This is a genomic window from Nocardioides sp. CPCC 206347, assembly GCF_048654605.1.
GTDB lineage: Bacteria > Actinomycetota > Actinomycetes > Propionibacteriales > Nocardioidaceae > Nocardioides.
The window spans coordinates 137,876-150,359 of record NZ_JBMCYZ010000005.1 but is presented as its reverse complement, the minus strand read 5'-3'; the positions used below and the strand labels follow the sequence as shown (position 1 = coordinate 150,359).

At 67.4% G+C, this 12,484-nt stretch carries 15 protein-coding genes and 4 tRNA genes; 8 read left to right on the top strand and 11 right to left on the bottom strand.

Annotated elements, in window-relative coordinates; genetic code table 11:
- The first annotated feature begins 106 nt into the window (after positions 1 to 106).
- From ACOACQ_RS17650 to ACOACQ_RS17640, 3 genes are all read left to right on the top strand, one after another.
- On the top strand, positions 107 to 580 hold the full coding sequence (locus tag ACOACQ_RS17650; RefSeq protein ID WP_378599697.1) for a hypothetical protein: 474 nt from the start codon (positions 107 to 109) through the stop codon (positions 578 to 580).
- Positions 581 to 646: 66 nt separating this feature from the next.
- A complete protein-coding gene (locus ACOACQ_RS17645; protein WP_378599696.1) occupies positions 647 to 1,015 on the top strand; it encodes a helix-turn-helix domain-containing protein in 369 nt (122 codons plus the stop codon).
- A complete protein-coding gene (locus tag ACOACQ_RS17640; protein ID WP_420288920.1) occupies positions 948 to 1,511 on the top strand; it encodes a hypothetical protein in 564 nt (187 codons plus the stop codon). Before ACOACQ_RS17645 ends, ACOACQ_RS17640 begins: the two co-directional genes overlap by 68 nt.
- A 21-nt stretch (positions 1,512 to 1,532) precedes the next feature.
- On the opposite strand, the gene ACOACQ_RS17635 is transcribed toward ACOACQ_RS17640, so the two are convergent.
- The 9 genes from ACOACQ_RS17635 to ACOACQ_RS17595 form a co-directional block, all read right to left on the bottom strand.
- Entirely contained in the window at positions 1,533 to 2,345 is an 813-nt protein-coding gene (locus ACOACQ_RS17635; RefSeq protein WP_420288919.1) for a hypothetical protein, read from the bottom strand.
- Positions 2,346 to 2,587: 242 nt separating this feature from the next.
- Positions 2,588 to 2,785, bottom strand: coding sequence for a hypothetical protein (locus ACOACQ_RS17630; protein WP_420288918.1), 198 nt, complete (start codon positions 2,783 to 2,785; stop codon positions 2,588 to 2,590).
- Positions 2,782 to 2,994 (bottom strand): hypothetical protein, encoded by a 213-nt coding sequence (locus ACOACQ_RS17625; protein ID WP_420288917.1) that lies wholly within the window; start codon positions 2,992 to 2,994, stop codon positions 2,782 to 2,784. Before ACOACQ_RS17625 ends, ACOACQ_RS17630 begins: the two co-directional genes overlap by 4 nt.
- Positions 2,991 to 3,203, bottom strand: a complete 213-nt coding sequence (locus ACOACQ_RS17620; protein WP_420288916.1) for a hypothetical protein — start codon at positions 3,201 to 3,203, stop codon at positions 2,991 to 2,993. The genes ACOACQ_RS17625 and ACOACQ_RS17620 overlap by 4 nt, the downstream gene beginning before the upstream one ends.
- Positions 3,200 to 3,664 (bottom strand): hypothetical protein, encoded by a 465-nt coding sequence (locus ACOACQ_RS17615; RefSeq protein ID WP_378597552.1) that lies wholly within the window; start codon positions 3,662 to 3,664, stop codon positions 3,200 to 3,202. Before ACOACQ_RS17615 ends, ACOACQ_RS17620 begins: the two co-directional genes overlap by 4 nt.
- Positions 3,661 to 3,798: a hypothetical protein gene (locus ACOACQ_RS17610; protein WP_378597551.1), complete on the bottom strand. Its 138-nt coding sequence runs from the start codon at positions 3,796 to 3,798 to the stop codon at positions 3,661 to 3,663. Before ACOACQ_RS17610 ends, ACOACQ_RS17615 begins: the two co-directional genes overlap by 4 nt.
- Before the next feature lie 234 nt (positions 3,799 to 4,032).
- Positions 4,033 to 4,104 (bottom strand) — tRNA-Val (locus ACOACQ_RS17605).
- Positions 4,105 to 4,130: 26 nt separating this feature from the next.
- Positions 4,131 to 4,204 (bottom strand) — tRNA-Cys (locus ACOACQ_RS17600).
- Between the two features lie 64 nt (positions 4,205 to 4,268).
- Positions 4,269 to 4,341, bottom strand: a tRNA-Gly gene (locus tag ACOACQ_RS17595).
- 146 nt (positions 4,342 to 4,487) lie between these two features.
- On the opposite strand from ACOACQ_RS17595, the gene ACOACQ_RS17590 reads away from it, so the two are divergent.
- A complete protein-coding gene (locus tag ACOACQ_RS17590) occupies positions 4,488 to 5,315 on the top strand; it encodes an aminotransferase class IV (protein WP_420288915.1) in 828 nt (275 codons plus the stop codon).
- 19 nt (positions 5,316 to 5,334) lie between these two features.
- Here the strand turns inward: ACOACQ_RS17590 and ACOACQ_RS17585 are convergent, their stop codons facing one another.
- Entirely contained in the window at positions 5,335 to 6,393 is a 1,059-nt protein-coding gene (locus ACOACQ_RS17585; protein WP_420288914.1) for an SDR family oxidoreductase, read from the bottom strand.
- Between the two features lie 91 nt (positions 6,394 to 6,484).
- Between ACOACQ_RS17585 and ACOACQ_RS17580 the strand changes: the two genes are divergently transcribed.
- A complete protein-coding gene (locus tag ACOACQ_RS17580; protein ID WP_420288913.1) occupies positions 6,485 to 6,802 on the top strand; it encodes an ArsR/SmtB family transcription factor in 318 nt (105 codons plus the stop codon).
- Positions 6,803 to 6,804: 2 nt separating this feature from the next.
- On the opposite strand, the gene ACOACQ_RS17575 is transcribed toward ACOACQ_RS17580, so the two are convergent.
- A complete protein-coding gene (locus tag ACOACQ_RS17575) occupies positions 6,805 to 7,986 on the bottom strand; it encodes a GAF domain-containing protein (protein WP_420288912.1) in 1,182 nt (393 codons plus the stop codon).
- 92 nt (positions 7,987 to 8,078) lie between these two features.
- Between ACOACQ_RS17575 and ACOACQ_RS17570 the strand changes: the two genes are divergently transcribed.
- From ACOACQ_RS17570 to ACOACQ_RS17560, 3 genes are all read left to right on the top strand, one after another.
- Positions 8,079 to 9,914 (top strand): flavin-containing monooxygenase, encoded by a 1,836-nt coding sequence (locus ACOACQ_RS17570; protein WP_420288911.1) that lies wholly within the window; start codon positions 8,079 to 8,081, stop codon positions 9,912 to 9,914.
- An 89-nt stretch (positions 9,915 to 10,003) separates the two neighbouring features.
- Positions 10,004 to 10,075: transfer RNA gene (locus ACOACQ_RS17565), tRNA-Val, on the top strand.
- Between the two features lie 166 nt (positions 10,076 to 10,241).
- The gene (locus ACOACQ_RS17560) at positions 10,242 to 12,320 is read left to right on the top strand and encodes a catalase (RefSeq protein WP_420288910.1); all 2,079 of its coding nucleotides are present in this window, start codon (positions 10,242 to 10,244) and stop codon (positions 12,318 to 12,320) included.
- Positions 12,321 to 12,484 lie beyond the last annotated feature (164 nt).

Here is a 12,484-nt window from a genome sequence, read left to right as displayed (position 1 = left end):
GTCTCGCGGTGGTTGGGATAGCGTTCGGTCACCCCGTCCAGCCAGGGGTGACGGAGGGGATCGGAGTACGCATGAGGATCTGTCATGCGCGCGGGTGGTGTGAGCCTTGGTTCTGATCGCGCAGCCGCCGGGCGTGCGCGCGACGCGGGACGGCGGAACGTGGAAGTTCGCTCGCGGGACCAGCGGCACCAACTTCGTCATGAACGACTTTGCGGCCCTCGAGCGCAGCCTCGGGAAGTACGTGATGGAGATCGTTCGCGCTGAGATCTTCTACAAGATGAAGCGGGCAGAATCCGGCAAGTTGGCTTACGGCGAGGGCCGGGAGTTCGACGTGCAGCAGATGCATGCGGCTCAGGACGTTCTCGAGCTTCGGCTGTCGGACCGCACCGGCGATCGGGGCAACCGGCTGCACATGCGCTTCTTCTTCTCCGAACCACTGCATTTGCCCGGTCTGCTCGTGGGCCTCGGGTTGTTGTGGAAGCGACCAGGCGAGATCGATCTGCCTATGCAGACGCAGTTCGCCAAGCAGGCCGCCGTGAGACTTCAGGAGTATTCGCAACGAGCCGACTACGGATTGTGAGAACCGCCCTGCGGCCGCTTGACGACGCGACTATGATCTAGAAGTTATATAGGCAAGGAGGTTGGGATGGAACTCGAAGCACTGCTCGGTATCGATCCGCGCAACCCTCTGCAGATCCGAGCGAAGCGACTCGTCGAGGAAGACGAGTCCTATCTCGACGCGTTGGTTGCCATGAGAAAGGCGAAGGGCCTGTCTCAGGAAGCCATCGCTGACCGGATGGAGATCTCGCAGGGCGCCGTTGCTCGCATCGAGTCCGGCGAGCGTGACCCGCGCCTTTCGACCCTGCGGCGATACGCGATGGCCGTTGGCGCCGTGTACTCACACGACGTGATGGACGACGAGCCTCGGGTCGTTAAGAGTCCGATCGGTGACCACCGCGCCGCTGAAGATTCTTGGCCGCTTGCCAGTCACAAGGTCTCTGGCCGACGTGGCTGATTCCCGGTTTCAGCCGGGCTGGCCCGACGCGTTCGTCGCTGGTTACACAGTTCTGCGCACACTTCTTGACACGGATCGTCGTCGCGAAGAGGGGGGTCTTGAGTGGCAGATCTCCCCGGGGCTCATCGAGAACAGCGACAGAGCCTCCGCTGAACCGACCCTTGCGATCATCGGGGACCTGACGGCCTGGACCACGAGTGAGTGGGCCGGGGTGAGGGTCTACGCCACGTTGTATCTCCGGGATCAAGCCGCCTTGGGAGATGACGACTGGGGGCTGGCCAATCAGCTGCTAGAGACGCACGCTGGCTGGGTTACCCACGGCCTGTATGACTTCGCGGCTCAAGGCATGCGGACGATGCTCGGCGGAGGGTCGGGAATCCGCGTACCGCGGGTAACGCCCGCCTTCACGCTCGCGTTGGTCGACCCAGCAGATCTGGATGACGTCGTGGATGTTGCGAACGATGACTCGACGCCACTGGACAACGTCGACCCGTGATATGGGCCCATGCCGCGGTGGTTACCTCGGCTCGGGAAAGTTCTCGTTCGTCAGCCCACCCTTGGGCATCTGCAGCTTCGTCCTGCTCTCGCCAGCCCGGTGAGCGTTCCAGGCGCGGATGGTCAGCGCGAGTCCCTCGGTCTCGTTGATCCGGCCGCCGGAGACGCGGAGCTTGATGACGCGGTTGCGCAGGACCGCGATCGGGTCGGTGGCCGGAATCCCGTCGCCGTCTGCGACGCGAAGGAAGAACCACGTCGCCGCGTCGGAGTCGAGTTGCGAGAACAAGAAGTGACACAAGCCGATCACCGACGCCGGTAGACGCTCGCGCGACGCCAGCCGGGATGCCAGATCGGCCGAGGCTCGGATGCCGGGATTCCGCTCAAGGAAGTCATCCATCTCGAGGGCGGTCGGCCGGATCGCGCCCGAGTTCGTTCGCATCCCGCGTTCCCACATGACCGCTCGGCGGACGACTGCCGCCAGGGTCGAGGTGTTCTCTTCGCCGGCAAGCTTGAGCGCGTCGGCGTAGGACCGCTTGGCACCAGTGTCGACCGTGGCCATCACGTCGTCAGCAAGGTCACGCACGACGACCATCGGGATCGTCACGCCAGTCTGCGCGACAGCGGAGAGGCGGTGCTGGCCGTCTAGGAGTTGGCCGCGGGGTCCGAACTTGATCGTCTCGCCGTTGAGGCGCCAGCGGCCGGCCTCGATGTCTCTGGCGTACCCGTCGACCACGGCTCGGCGGATGTTGCGGTTGTTCGGGTTGCGGCTCAGCCAGGTCTCGGCGAGCTCGGGTGTGACGTCGACGATCTCGACGGCGGGGGAGGGGTCGGGCATATCAGTGTCCTCGAAACGTAGGTTGGTGATCTTCGAGAACGCGAGGAGCAGTTGGTCAGGGCGACACCTCCTCGGCCATCACCTTGTTGTCACCGAGGTGATGAAACGGATCGGCACTCGAAGTCGGGCGAGCGGGTTCGTTCGGTGCCCGTCCTCGAGGACGGGCGTCTTGGTGGCTCGCGGGTGGGGAAGCGGTAGCGGGTCATTTGTTGGTCTCCGTTGCTTGGATGGGCGGCGGCTGTTTAGACGCTGTGCAGGCGGCGCACTCGTGCCGCTGGCGGCTTCGGCTTGACGAGCCCGCCTGTGCCCGCATCGACGCCGAGTTCGAAGGCGTTCCGCCACGAGCGCGACGCCCGACGCTGGGTCATGATGACCAGTCGCCCAACGACGACCCTGCCCTCACGCATCTCGGTGAGCGTGTCGATCAGCCAGAGCATCACTGGTCGGTCCTCTCGGTCTCCAGTGCGGTCGGCAGGTAAGCGCACGCGAGGTCGTGGCGCTCCTCCGACGTGAGGTCGGCTGCGATCAAGAGGATGCGGTGACTGGAGATCCAGATCGCCGCTTCCTCGAGGTCCTCCATTGGCACTACCCGAACGCCCGCGGCACGGAGCAGGTCTAGTTCGTCGCACCATTCCTCGGTCGCGCTCACTGGTCCGCCTCCGGCGACTCAATGAGCACCGCGGGCAGGTAGTCGGACACGACCTCGCGTCGCTCCTCGTCGGTGAGGTCAGCCGCGACCAGCAAGACTTGGCAGTCGTCTACCCAGGCGACCTGGTACCTGAAGTCCTCGATCGGCACCACGATCACGCCGGCCGCGCGAAACAGGTCAAGTCCATCAGCCCACGCCTCGGTGCTCATGCCGTCGCCTCGCTGACGACGCGCGAAGAACCCCACCGGATCGCGGGCTGCACCGCCGATGCCCGAGCAGCGCGGACCTGCCGCATCCTGCACTCGTGCTCGATGTCCCGGCGCATCTCCTCCTCGGTGGGGAATATGCAGGGAGCGCCGTGGTCCTCCTTGCAACGACCGGTGTCGCCGTAGATCGTGCAGCGCCCGACCGCGAGGTCGAGGTCGGAGATCGTGTCATGCAGGCGCGTCAGGGCTCCGATGGTCTCGCGCAACAGGTGCAGGGTGCCGGTTCCCCGGACGTTCGCGTGCACAGTGTCGTAGTCGCCATCCACGCCGAGGGTGATCAGGACCTGCCCAGCATGGTCGGTCCAGGTGGCGTAGTGCTCCAGTTCGTCGCGGTCGGCCCTCCAGACCGCGGTCCTCTGGTCGCCAGTGCCCTCAACCTGAAAGTCGTCAATCTGCATGCTCATCGGCTGGCCTCAACGCGCTGAGCCACCTGATCGAGGAGTGGTGTCATCTCGTCCTCGGACGGAGCGAGCGCAAAGAACGCTCCCACCACCGCGGCGAAGAGGGCGGCCAGGAGCAAGGCGGTGATCGTGCTCATGCTGCGACCTCGCAGAACGAGCAGGACCACTCCGACAGGTGGCAGGTGTCGGCGTCGTGGTCGGTCAGCGACTGCGCCACTGCGTGGGCGATCGCTTCGTGGATGTTGGTCATCGAGGTTCCTCTCACCAGTGGTGGAGGAGCGGGATCAGATGGACACGTGGTGGACACGAGAGCCAAATGCGAAACCGCCCCTGACTTGCGTTTCCGCAGGTCAGAGGCGGTTTCGTCTCTGTGGGCGATACTGGGTTTGAACCAGTGACCTCTTCCGTGTCAGGGAAGCGCGCTACCGCTGCGCCAATCGCCCGTGGTGAAGCTTGTGAAGTTGTGTTGTGGAGGTGGGTACGGGATTTGAACCCGTGTACACGGATTTGCAGTCCGTTGCCTCGCCTCTCGGCCAACCCACCGCGAAGGCCACCCAAACCAACAAATCTGGACTGACCTGGTCAGCCAGTGGGTCTGACCTCTCCGAGCGGACAACGAGACTCGAACTCGCGACCTCAACCTTGGCAAGGTTGCGCTCTACCAACTGAGCTATGTCCGCATGCACGCCATCTTCGGGTTTTTCGACCCTGTTCTGGTGCGCGTCAGAACATTAGCCGATGGGGTCGGCCGTGCCAAAACGGGCCCCTCCTTCGGGATGTCGCGGCGGCACCCGGTGCCTGAACAGGGTGCTTCTAGGGTGGTCCCATGCGCGTGTGGATCAACGGCCGGATGCTGCCCGATGCGACCGCTCCGGCGGTGCCTGTCACCGACCACGGCCTGACCGTCGGCGACGCGGTGTTCGAAGCCGTCAAGGTGGTCGACGGCCAGCCGTTCGCCTTCCAGCGCCACCTCGACCGGCTGGAGCGGTCCGCGGCCGGCCTCGGCCTGGTCGGGCTCTCGCCCGACGCCGTACGACGGGGAGTGGCTGCCGTGCTCGACGGCGACCCGATGCCGTTGGGTCGCCTGCGGATCACCGTCACCGGCGGGAACGCGCCGCTGGGATCCGGGCGGGGGGACGAGCCGCCGACGCTGATCGTGGTCGCGTCGCCCATGGAGGCGGCGGCGGAGACGACGGCCGTGATCACGGTGCCCTGGCCGCGCAACGAACGCGGTGCGCTGGCCGGGCTGAAGACGACGTCCTACGCGGAGAACGTGGTGGCGCTCGAGGCTGCCCGCGCGAAGGGTGCGACGGAGGCGATCTTCGCCAACCTCGCGGGCAACCTCTGTGAGGGCACGGGTACCAACGTCTTCTACGTGGTGGACGGCGAGCTGCGCACCCCGACCCTCGCCAGTGGCTGTCTGGCCGGCGTCACCCGTGACCTGGTCCTCGAATGGTTCGCCGGGCGTGAGGTCGACGAACCGCTGGCGGTCGCGGCGGCGGCCGACGAGATCTTCCTCGTCTCGACCACGCGCGACGTCCAGGGCGTGCACCTCTGGGACGACCGTGAGCTCCCGGCGCCCGGTCCGATCACCCTCGCGGCGGCCGCGGCCTGGCGTGAGCGGGAGCCGGAGCTGCTGGGGTTCGACCGTTGACCGTTGTTCGTCCGCGAGGTCAGGGGATGATCCGACGCTGGCGCAGGCCGTCGAGGATCTCGACGAACATGGCGCGGGTGTCGACATGGCGGTGAAATCCCATGCGCCTGGCCTTGGAGCCGTCGGCAATGACGTCGTAGTCCCAGCCGAGCACGAAGTCGCCGAAGGCCCACGACGACAGTTGTGAGTAGGGGATCGGCTCGAGGTCGTGCTCGCGCACGATCTCATCCCAGATCGATTCCTTTTCCGCCATCACGTCCACCAGTGCCAACGGCAGGGGAGCAGCCGTCTCGAGTCCGAAGTTCTCGGCAATGACCGGCCACATGTCCTGCCAGCGGAACAGGTCGCCGTTGTTGATGTTGAAGGCCTGGTTGGCGCACTCCGGTGTCGTTGCTGCCCAGACGGTCGCCTCGGCGAGGAGGCCGGCATCGGTCATCTCGATGAGGCTCGTCCAGGCGCCGGGCTTTCCCGGGAAGCGCAGCGGCACGCCGAGGTGCTTCGAGATGGTCGCGTACGTCGCCAGCAGCACCGCGAGGTTCATCGGGTTCCCCAGTGCGAACCCACACACCACGGACGGGCGGATCGCCGACCAGGTCCAGTTCTTGCCGTGCTGGCGTTCCTCCAGGAAGTCCTGCTGGCTGACGTTGAACTCTGGCGGCATGTGGCGGGCGTCGTCCTCGCGGGCAGGGGTCCGGAACGGCCCCAGGTGGGCGCCGTACACCTTGTAGCCCTGCATCAGGCTGACGTGCTCGAGGTTCGTCGCCACGGACTCGATCGTGGTGATCGTGTTGACGAGCATGGTCAGGTTCGGGGCGACGAGCTCTGCCCACGAGGGGCGGTCCTGGTAGGCGGCGTAGAAGACGTGGGTCACGCCGGCGAGGTGCGCGAGCTTCGCAGCCGTGTCGGCCTGGTCCAGGAGGTCGACGGCGATGTGGCGAACGCGGTCGGTGTCGACGCCACCCGATCGAGAGAGCCCGACGATCTCCCAGTCGCCCAGTGAGGCCAGGTGCTCGACCAGGTTGCCCCCGATCACCCCTCGAGCTCCGACGACGAGTGCGACCTTGGTTCCGTGCGGCATCAGCTGACTCTTCCCATCGATGAATCGTGAAATGACGATCTGAGTATGCCACAGATCCATCGCATATTGCCGATGCGTCTAGGATGCACGGGTGGAGCCGACGCTGCAGACCGACGAGCTGGAGGCCGCGCTCAAGGCGCTGGCCAATCCGGCGCGGGTGCGGATCCTCGGTTGGCTCAAGGACGTCGGTTCGTTCCCGTCGCAACTGGAACCGGCCGAGGAGGTCGGGGTGTGCCTGAAGCACATCCAGGCAAGGGCGAACGTCTCGCAGTCGACGGCGTCGCAGTACATGGCGAGCCTCGCGGCCGCTGGACTCGTGACCGCTACGCGCGTCGGCAAGTGGACTCACTACGCGCGCAACGAGGAACAGATCGCGCGCCTTGCCGAGCACATCCGCCGGGCTCTCTGAGCCTAGGCTCTCGCTGACTCGATCACCGTGAGCTCGACGCCTGCGCCGAGCCGGTAGGGGTTCGTCGCGAGCAGCGCACCGAGAGCGCGGCGCATCCGCGACACCTCGGCCCGGACCGTCACCTGGTGCTCGCCGTCGCCGTACAACCGATGGCTGAGGGTGGCTGCGGTGACGCCGACACGGCCGGCCGCGCCGAGGATGGCCACGATGTCCGCGTGCCGGGGTGACAGCGCCACCCGCCAGGGAGCGTCGCCGCCGGTGACCTCGAGCATCGCGGGGGAGGCGGTCAGGTCGAGGGTGGCGCGCAGCACGTGCCCGCCTCCGGACGGACGGATCAGCCACCCGCCGCGCAGCCGCTCGGGCAGGCACAGGCCCAGGCCGGGCACGGCCAGCGCCCGGTCGGCGCGTGGTGCTTCCACCCGGTCGCGCACCGCGACGCCCTGGTGGGCTGCCACCCAGCCGTGGTCGTCGACCACGAGCAACGGTCCGTTGGCGCCGGACAGCAGCGGTTCCGCCGTACGCCGGAGCAGCTCCAGGCCCTCCTCGTGATGGCGCCACAACCTGGCCTCCGCCAGCCGCACGGATGCCGTGACGAGGGCCTCGATCGCCGGGTGCAGCGTGAGTGCCGGCCCGCTCACGTCGACGATGCCGAGGAGGCTGCCGTCGATCGGGTCGTGGATCGGGGAGGCCGTGCAGTACCAGGGCACCTGTGCGTTCTCGAAGTGCTCGGCGGAGAACAGCTGCACGGGCGCGGACTCCGCCAGCGCCGTGCCGATGGCGTTGGTGCCGACGGCGCCCTCGGTCCAGACCGCGCCCTCGGCGAACCCGAGGTGGTCCGCCTGGCGCTTGACCCGGGGCGAGCCGCTGCGCCACAGCACGATTCCGTCGGCATCGGCCACCACGACGAGGTAGTTCGACGCGTCGGCGGCGCTCAGCAGCAGCTCCCGGATCTCGTCGATGACCAGGGCCAGCCGCGACGTACGACGACGTTCGTCCACCTCGAACGGGGCAAGCGGATCGCGACCGTTGCGACCGTCAGGGTCGATGCCGAGTCCGAGCACCCGGTTCCACGAACGCGCGACAACCGGCCGTGGCCGTTCCGGGGGCGCACCGCCGGACAGCACGGCGTCGTGGATCCGGACCAGGTCACGAGCCCGCGTCACCAGATCGGTCGGTGCGGTCATGCGTTCACTGTAGGTCCGGCGATGTGACGGGGACCACATGCAACAACGTGCAACGGTTCCCGGGGGTCACCGCCGCGGAGTGTCCTGTCGGCATGACCCAACTCGACGAACGTCCCGTGGACGCCGCCCCAACCGCCGGCGCGTCCGACCCCGCCACCACGTGGTTCGCCGCCCTTGAGGAGGCCTTCGCCGCCCGCGACATCGACCGGGCCGCCGGCCTCTTCGCCGCCACCAGCTTCTGGCGGGACCTGGTCGCGTTCTCGTGGAACCTCACCACCGTGGAGGACCCGGTCGGTGTGGCCGACCTCCTCACCCAGACCCTCGACCGTGTGGACCCCCGTGGGTTCCGCCTGTCGGAGCCGGCCGCCACCGCTGACGGCGTCACCACGGCGTGGTTCGAGTTCGAGACCGCCGTCGGCCGCGGCCGCGGACTTGTCCGGCTGGTCGACGAGGACGGCCCGAAGGCCTGGACGTTCCTCACGACGCTCTACGAGCTCAAGGGCCACGAGGAGCCCCGTGGAGTACGACGTCCGATGGGCGCCGAGCATGGCGCGACCCGCGACCGCGTGACCTGGGCGGAGAAGCGCCGTGCCGAGGAGGCGGCACTCGGAGTGGACACCCAGCCGTACGTGCTCGTCGTGGGCGGCGGTCAGGGCGGCATCGCCCTCGGTGCCCGGCTGCGCCAGCTCGGCGTACCCGCCCTTGTGATCGACAAGCACCCGCGACCGGGCGACCAGTGGCGCAACCGCTACAAGTCCCTCTGCCTGCACGACCCGGTCTGGTACGACCACCTGCCGTACCTCAAGTTCCCGGACAACTGGCCGGTCTTCGCGCCCAAGGACAAGGTCGGTGACTGGCTGGAGTTCTACACGCAGGTCATGGAGGTGCCGTACTGGTCGAACACCATGGCCACGAAGGCCTCCTACGACGAGGCCGCGGGGGAGTGGACGGTGCATCTCGAGCGCGAGGGCAAGCCGCTCGTCCTGAAGCCTTCGCAGCTGGTGATGGCGACCGGGATGTCGGGCAAGGCCAACATCCCGACCATCCCCGGCCAGGACGTGTTCGCGGGCGAGCAGCACCACTCGTCGCAGCACCCCGGCCCCGACGCCTACACGGGCAAGAAGGTCGTCGTGATCGGCAGCAACAACTCCGCCTTCGACATCTGCGGGGCGCTGTGGGAGCACGGTGCCGACGTCACGATGGTGCAGCGGTCCTCCACGCACATCGTGAAGAGCGACACGCTCATGGACATCGGCCTCGGCGACCTCTACTCGGAGCGGGCGCTCGAGGCCGGCGTCACCACCGAGAAGGCGGACCTGATCTTCGCGTCGTTGCCCTACCGGATCATGCATGAGTTCCAGATCCCGCTCTACGACCAGATGAAGGAGCGCGACAAGGACTTCTACGACCGGATGACCGCGGCCGGCTTCGACCTCGACTGGGGCGATGACGGCTCGGGCCTGTTCATGAAGTACCTGCGCCGAGGCTCGGGCTACTACATCGACGTCGGCGCCGCCGAGCTCGTGGCCAGCGGTGACGTGAAGCTGGCGAAGGGCGAGGTCGACCACCTCGACGAGCGTGCCGTCGTACTCGCGAACGGAACGGAGCTGCCGGCCGACCTGGTCGTCTACGCGACGGGCTACGGCTCGATGAACGGGTGGGCGGCCGACCTGATCAGCCAGGAGGTCGCGGACCGCGTCGGGAAGGTCTGGGGCCTGGGCTCCGACACGACGAAGGATCCCGGACCGTGGGAGGGGGAGCAGCGCAACATGTGGAAGCCGACCCAGCAGGAGAACCTCTGGTTCCACGGCGGCAACCTCCACCAGTCCCGCCACTACTCGTTGTACCTCGCGTTGCAGCTCAAGGCCCGGCACGCGGGCCTCGAGACGCCGGTCCACCGGCTCCAGGAGGTGCACCACCTCGGGTGATCTCCCGGCCTTGTCAGGAGTACGACGACCCCGGCCCGATTCCGGTGGCATGATCGGGATGCGTTAGAGTCTGCGACCGCATCACGATCGGGCGATTGGCGCAGTGGTAGCGCGCTTCGTTCACACCGAAGAGGTCACTGGTTCGAACCCAGTATCGCCCACCGATAAGCCGCAGCAAGCGACACCAAGAGACCCCCAGCCGGGTGAATCGGCCGGGGGTCTCTTCGTTTCACCGGGGTAGGTTCCCGGCAACCGGGTAACGCGCGTCTACGTACCTGGCGCGTCGCAAGTGGGAGAGCGCCGGACCCTCGACGAAGGAATGTCCGCATGGCCACGAAGCGACCGCCCGTCAGCACGCCAGAGCAGCGCGGCGAGGGGGACGAGCTGCACCAGGGCGTCAAGCGCGGTGAACGGATGACGACGGCGACCGGCACTCCGCTCGGCGACGGCCAGAACTCCCTCAAGGTCGGCGATCGCGGACCGACCCTGCTGGAGGACTTCGCGTTTCGCGACAAGCTGTTCCACTTCGACCACGAGCGCATCCCCGAGCGTGTCGTCCATGCGCGCGGGTACGGCGCCCACGGCACCCTCGAGTGCCTCGACCCGATCACGGACCTGACCAGGGCGGCCCCGTTCCAGGCGAAGGGCAAGAAGACCGAAGCGTTCGTCCGGTTCTCCACGGTCGCCGGCAACCTCGGCTCCCCGGACCTCGCGCGCGATGTTCGTGGCTTCGCAGTGAAGCTCTACACCGACGAGGGCAACTGGGACATCGTCGGCAACAACATTCCGGTCTTCTTCATCCAGGACGCGATGAAGTTCCCCGACCTCGTCCACGCGGTCAAGGAGGAGCAGGACCGCGGTTGGCCGCAGGCCGCGTCCGCCCATGACACCTTCTGGGACTTCGTGTCGCTCATGCCGGAGTCGACGCACATGCTGTTGTGGGCCATGAGTGACCGTGCGATCCCGCGTTCCTTCCGGTTCATGGAGGGATTCGGCGTCCACACGTACCGGTTCGTCGACGCGGACGGTCGGGACACCTTCGTCAAGTTCCACTGGAAGCCGCGGCAAGGCCTGCAGTCGGTGGTCTGGAACGAAGCGCTCAAGATCAACGGCGCCGATCCGGACTTCCACCGTCGTGACCTCTATGCCGCGATCGACTCCGGCGACTTCCCGCAGTGGGACCTCGGGGTGCAGGTCTTCGACGAGAAGTTCGCCGACGGATTCGACTTCGACGTCCTCGACGCCACCAAGGTGATCCCCGAGGAGGTGTTGCCGGTGCGCATCATCGCGCGGCTGACCCTGGACCGGGTGGTCGACAACGTGTTCGCCGAGACCGAGCAGGTGGCGTTCGGCACCCACAACGTCATTCCCGGCGTCGACTTCAGCAACGACCCGCTGTTGCAGGGCCGCAACTTCTCCTACCTCGACACCCAGCTCAAGCGCCTCGGCAGCACGAACTTCACCCAGCTCCCGGTCAATGCGCCTCGCTGCCCGGTCCTGCACTTCCAGCGCGACGGGCACATGCAGACCGATCCGCAACGGGGGCGGGGCAACTACGAGCCCAACTCGCTGACCGGCGACGACCGCGGACCCCGCGCAGACGTCACCCATGGCTATCAGAGCGTGCTCCGGCAGGAGCAGGGGCCGACGCGACGGCTGCGGGCCGAGTCGTTCGCCGATCACTACAGCCAGGCGCGGCAGTTCTTCATCAGTCAGACCGACGTGGAGCGCGACCACATCGTCGCGGCCTTCGCCTTCGAGCTCGGCAAGGTCGAGGACACGAAGATCCGCACCCGGATGCTGGCCAACCTCCGCAATGTCGCTGACGACCTGGCCCAGCGAGTCGCTGACCAGCTGGCCATGCCGTTGCCCGAAGCCTCGCCCGCCGCCGTACCCACTCGTACCGACCTGCCCGAGTCACCGGCCCTGAGCATCCTGCTCAACGGCCCCGAGTCGTTCGCCGGCCGCAAGCTCGGCGTGCTCGTGACCACCGGCAGCGACAAGGCCCTCGTCAACGCCGTCACATCGGCCTTCGAGGACGCCGGCGCCGTCGTGGAGTACGTCGCACCGGCGATCGGACCCGTCAAGCTCAAGGGCGGCGGCTCCCTCACCCCCGACCACGCGATCGACGGCGGCCCCTCGGTCCTGTTCGACGCAGTCGCGCTGCTGCCCTCCGCGGACGGTGCCGCCGACCTCGCCGGCCGGGCCAGCGCACGGGACTTCGTCAGCGACGCCTTCGCCCACCACAAGTTCGTGGGCCTCGGACCCGATGCTGCGGAGCTGCTGGCGGCGGCCGGGGTGGTGCCGGACGACGGCTTCGCCGAGCTTGCGGCAGCAGGCGATGCGGCTGACTTCTTCTCCCTGTGCGGTGCCCTGCGGCACTGGGCCCGCGACGTGCGCGCCTGAGAGGTGCCTGCCTGAGACGTGCGCGCCTGAGACGGAGCCGGCGAGAGCGGACCGTCTCACCTGCATCCGGGTTCCTTACTCCCGCGCGGCACGCGGCCGTCGGTCGGTACGATCGACACCCGGCCATCCGGCCGCGTCTCAGCACGTCTCGGGAACCACCACCA

Excerpts from the sequence above, each read along its gene's own strand:
- ACOACQ_RS17635 (WP_420288919.1), bottom strand. The coding sequence starts at position 2,345 with ATGCCCGACCCCTCCCCCGCCGTCGAGATCGTCGACGTCACACCCGAG.
- ACOACQ_RS17585 (WP_420288914.1), bottom strand. The coding sequence starts at position 6,393 with ATGCCGCACGGAACCAAGGTCGCACTCGTCGTCGGAGCTCGAGGGGTG.
- ACOACQ_RS17615 (WP_378597552.1), bottom strand. The coding sequence starts at position 3,664 with ATGAGCATGCAGATTGACGACTTTCAGGTTGAGGGCACTGGCGACCAG.
- ACOACQ_RS17645 (WP_378599696.1), top strand. The coding sequence starts at position 647 with ATGGAACTCGAAGCACTGCTCGGTATCGATCCGCGCAACCCTCTGCAG.
- ACOACQ_RS17570 (WP_420288911.1), top strand. The coding sequence starts at position 8,079 with ATGACCCAACTCGACGAACGTCCCGTGGACGCCGCCCCAACCGCCGGC.
- ACOACQ_RS17620 (WP_420288916.1), bottom strand. The coding sequence starts at position 3,203 with ATGAGCACCGAGGCGTGGGCTGATGGACTTGACCTGTTTCGCGCGGCC.
- ACOACQ_RS17575 (WP_420288912.1), bottom strand. The coding sequence starts at position 7,986 with ATGACCGCACCGACCGATCTGGTGACGCGGGCTCGTGACCTGGTCCGG.
- ACOACQ_RS17590 (WP_420288915.1), top strand. The coding sequence starts at position 4,488 with ATGCGCGTGTGGATCAACGGCCGGATGCTGCCCGATGCGACCGCTCCG.
- ACOACQ_RS17560 (WP_420288910.1), top strand. The coding sequence starts at position 10,242 with ATGGCCACGAAGCGACCGCCCGTCAGCACGCCAGAGCAGCGCGGCGAG.
- ACOACQ_RS17610 (WP_378597551.1), bottom strand. The coding sequence starts at position 3,798 with ATGAGCACGATCACCGCCTTGCTCCTGGCCGCCCTCTTCGCCGCGGTG.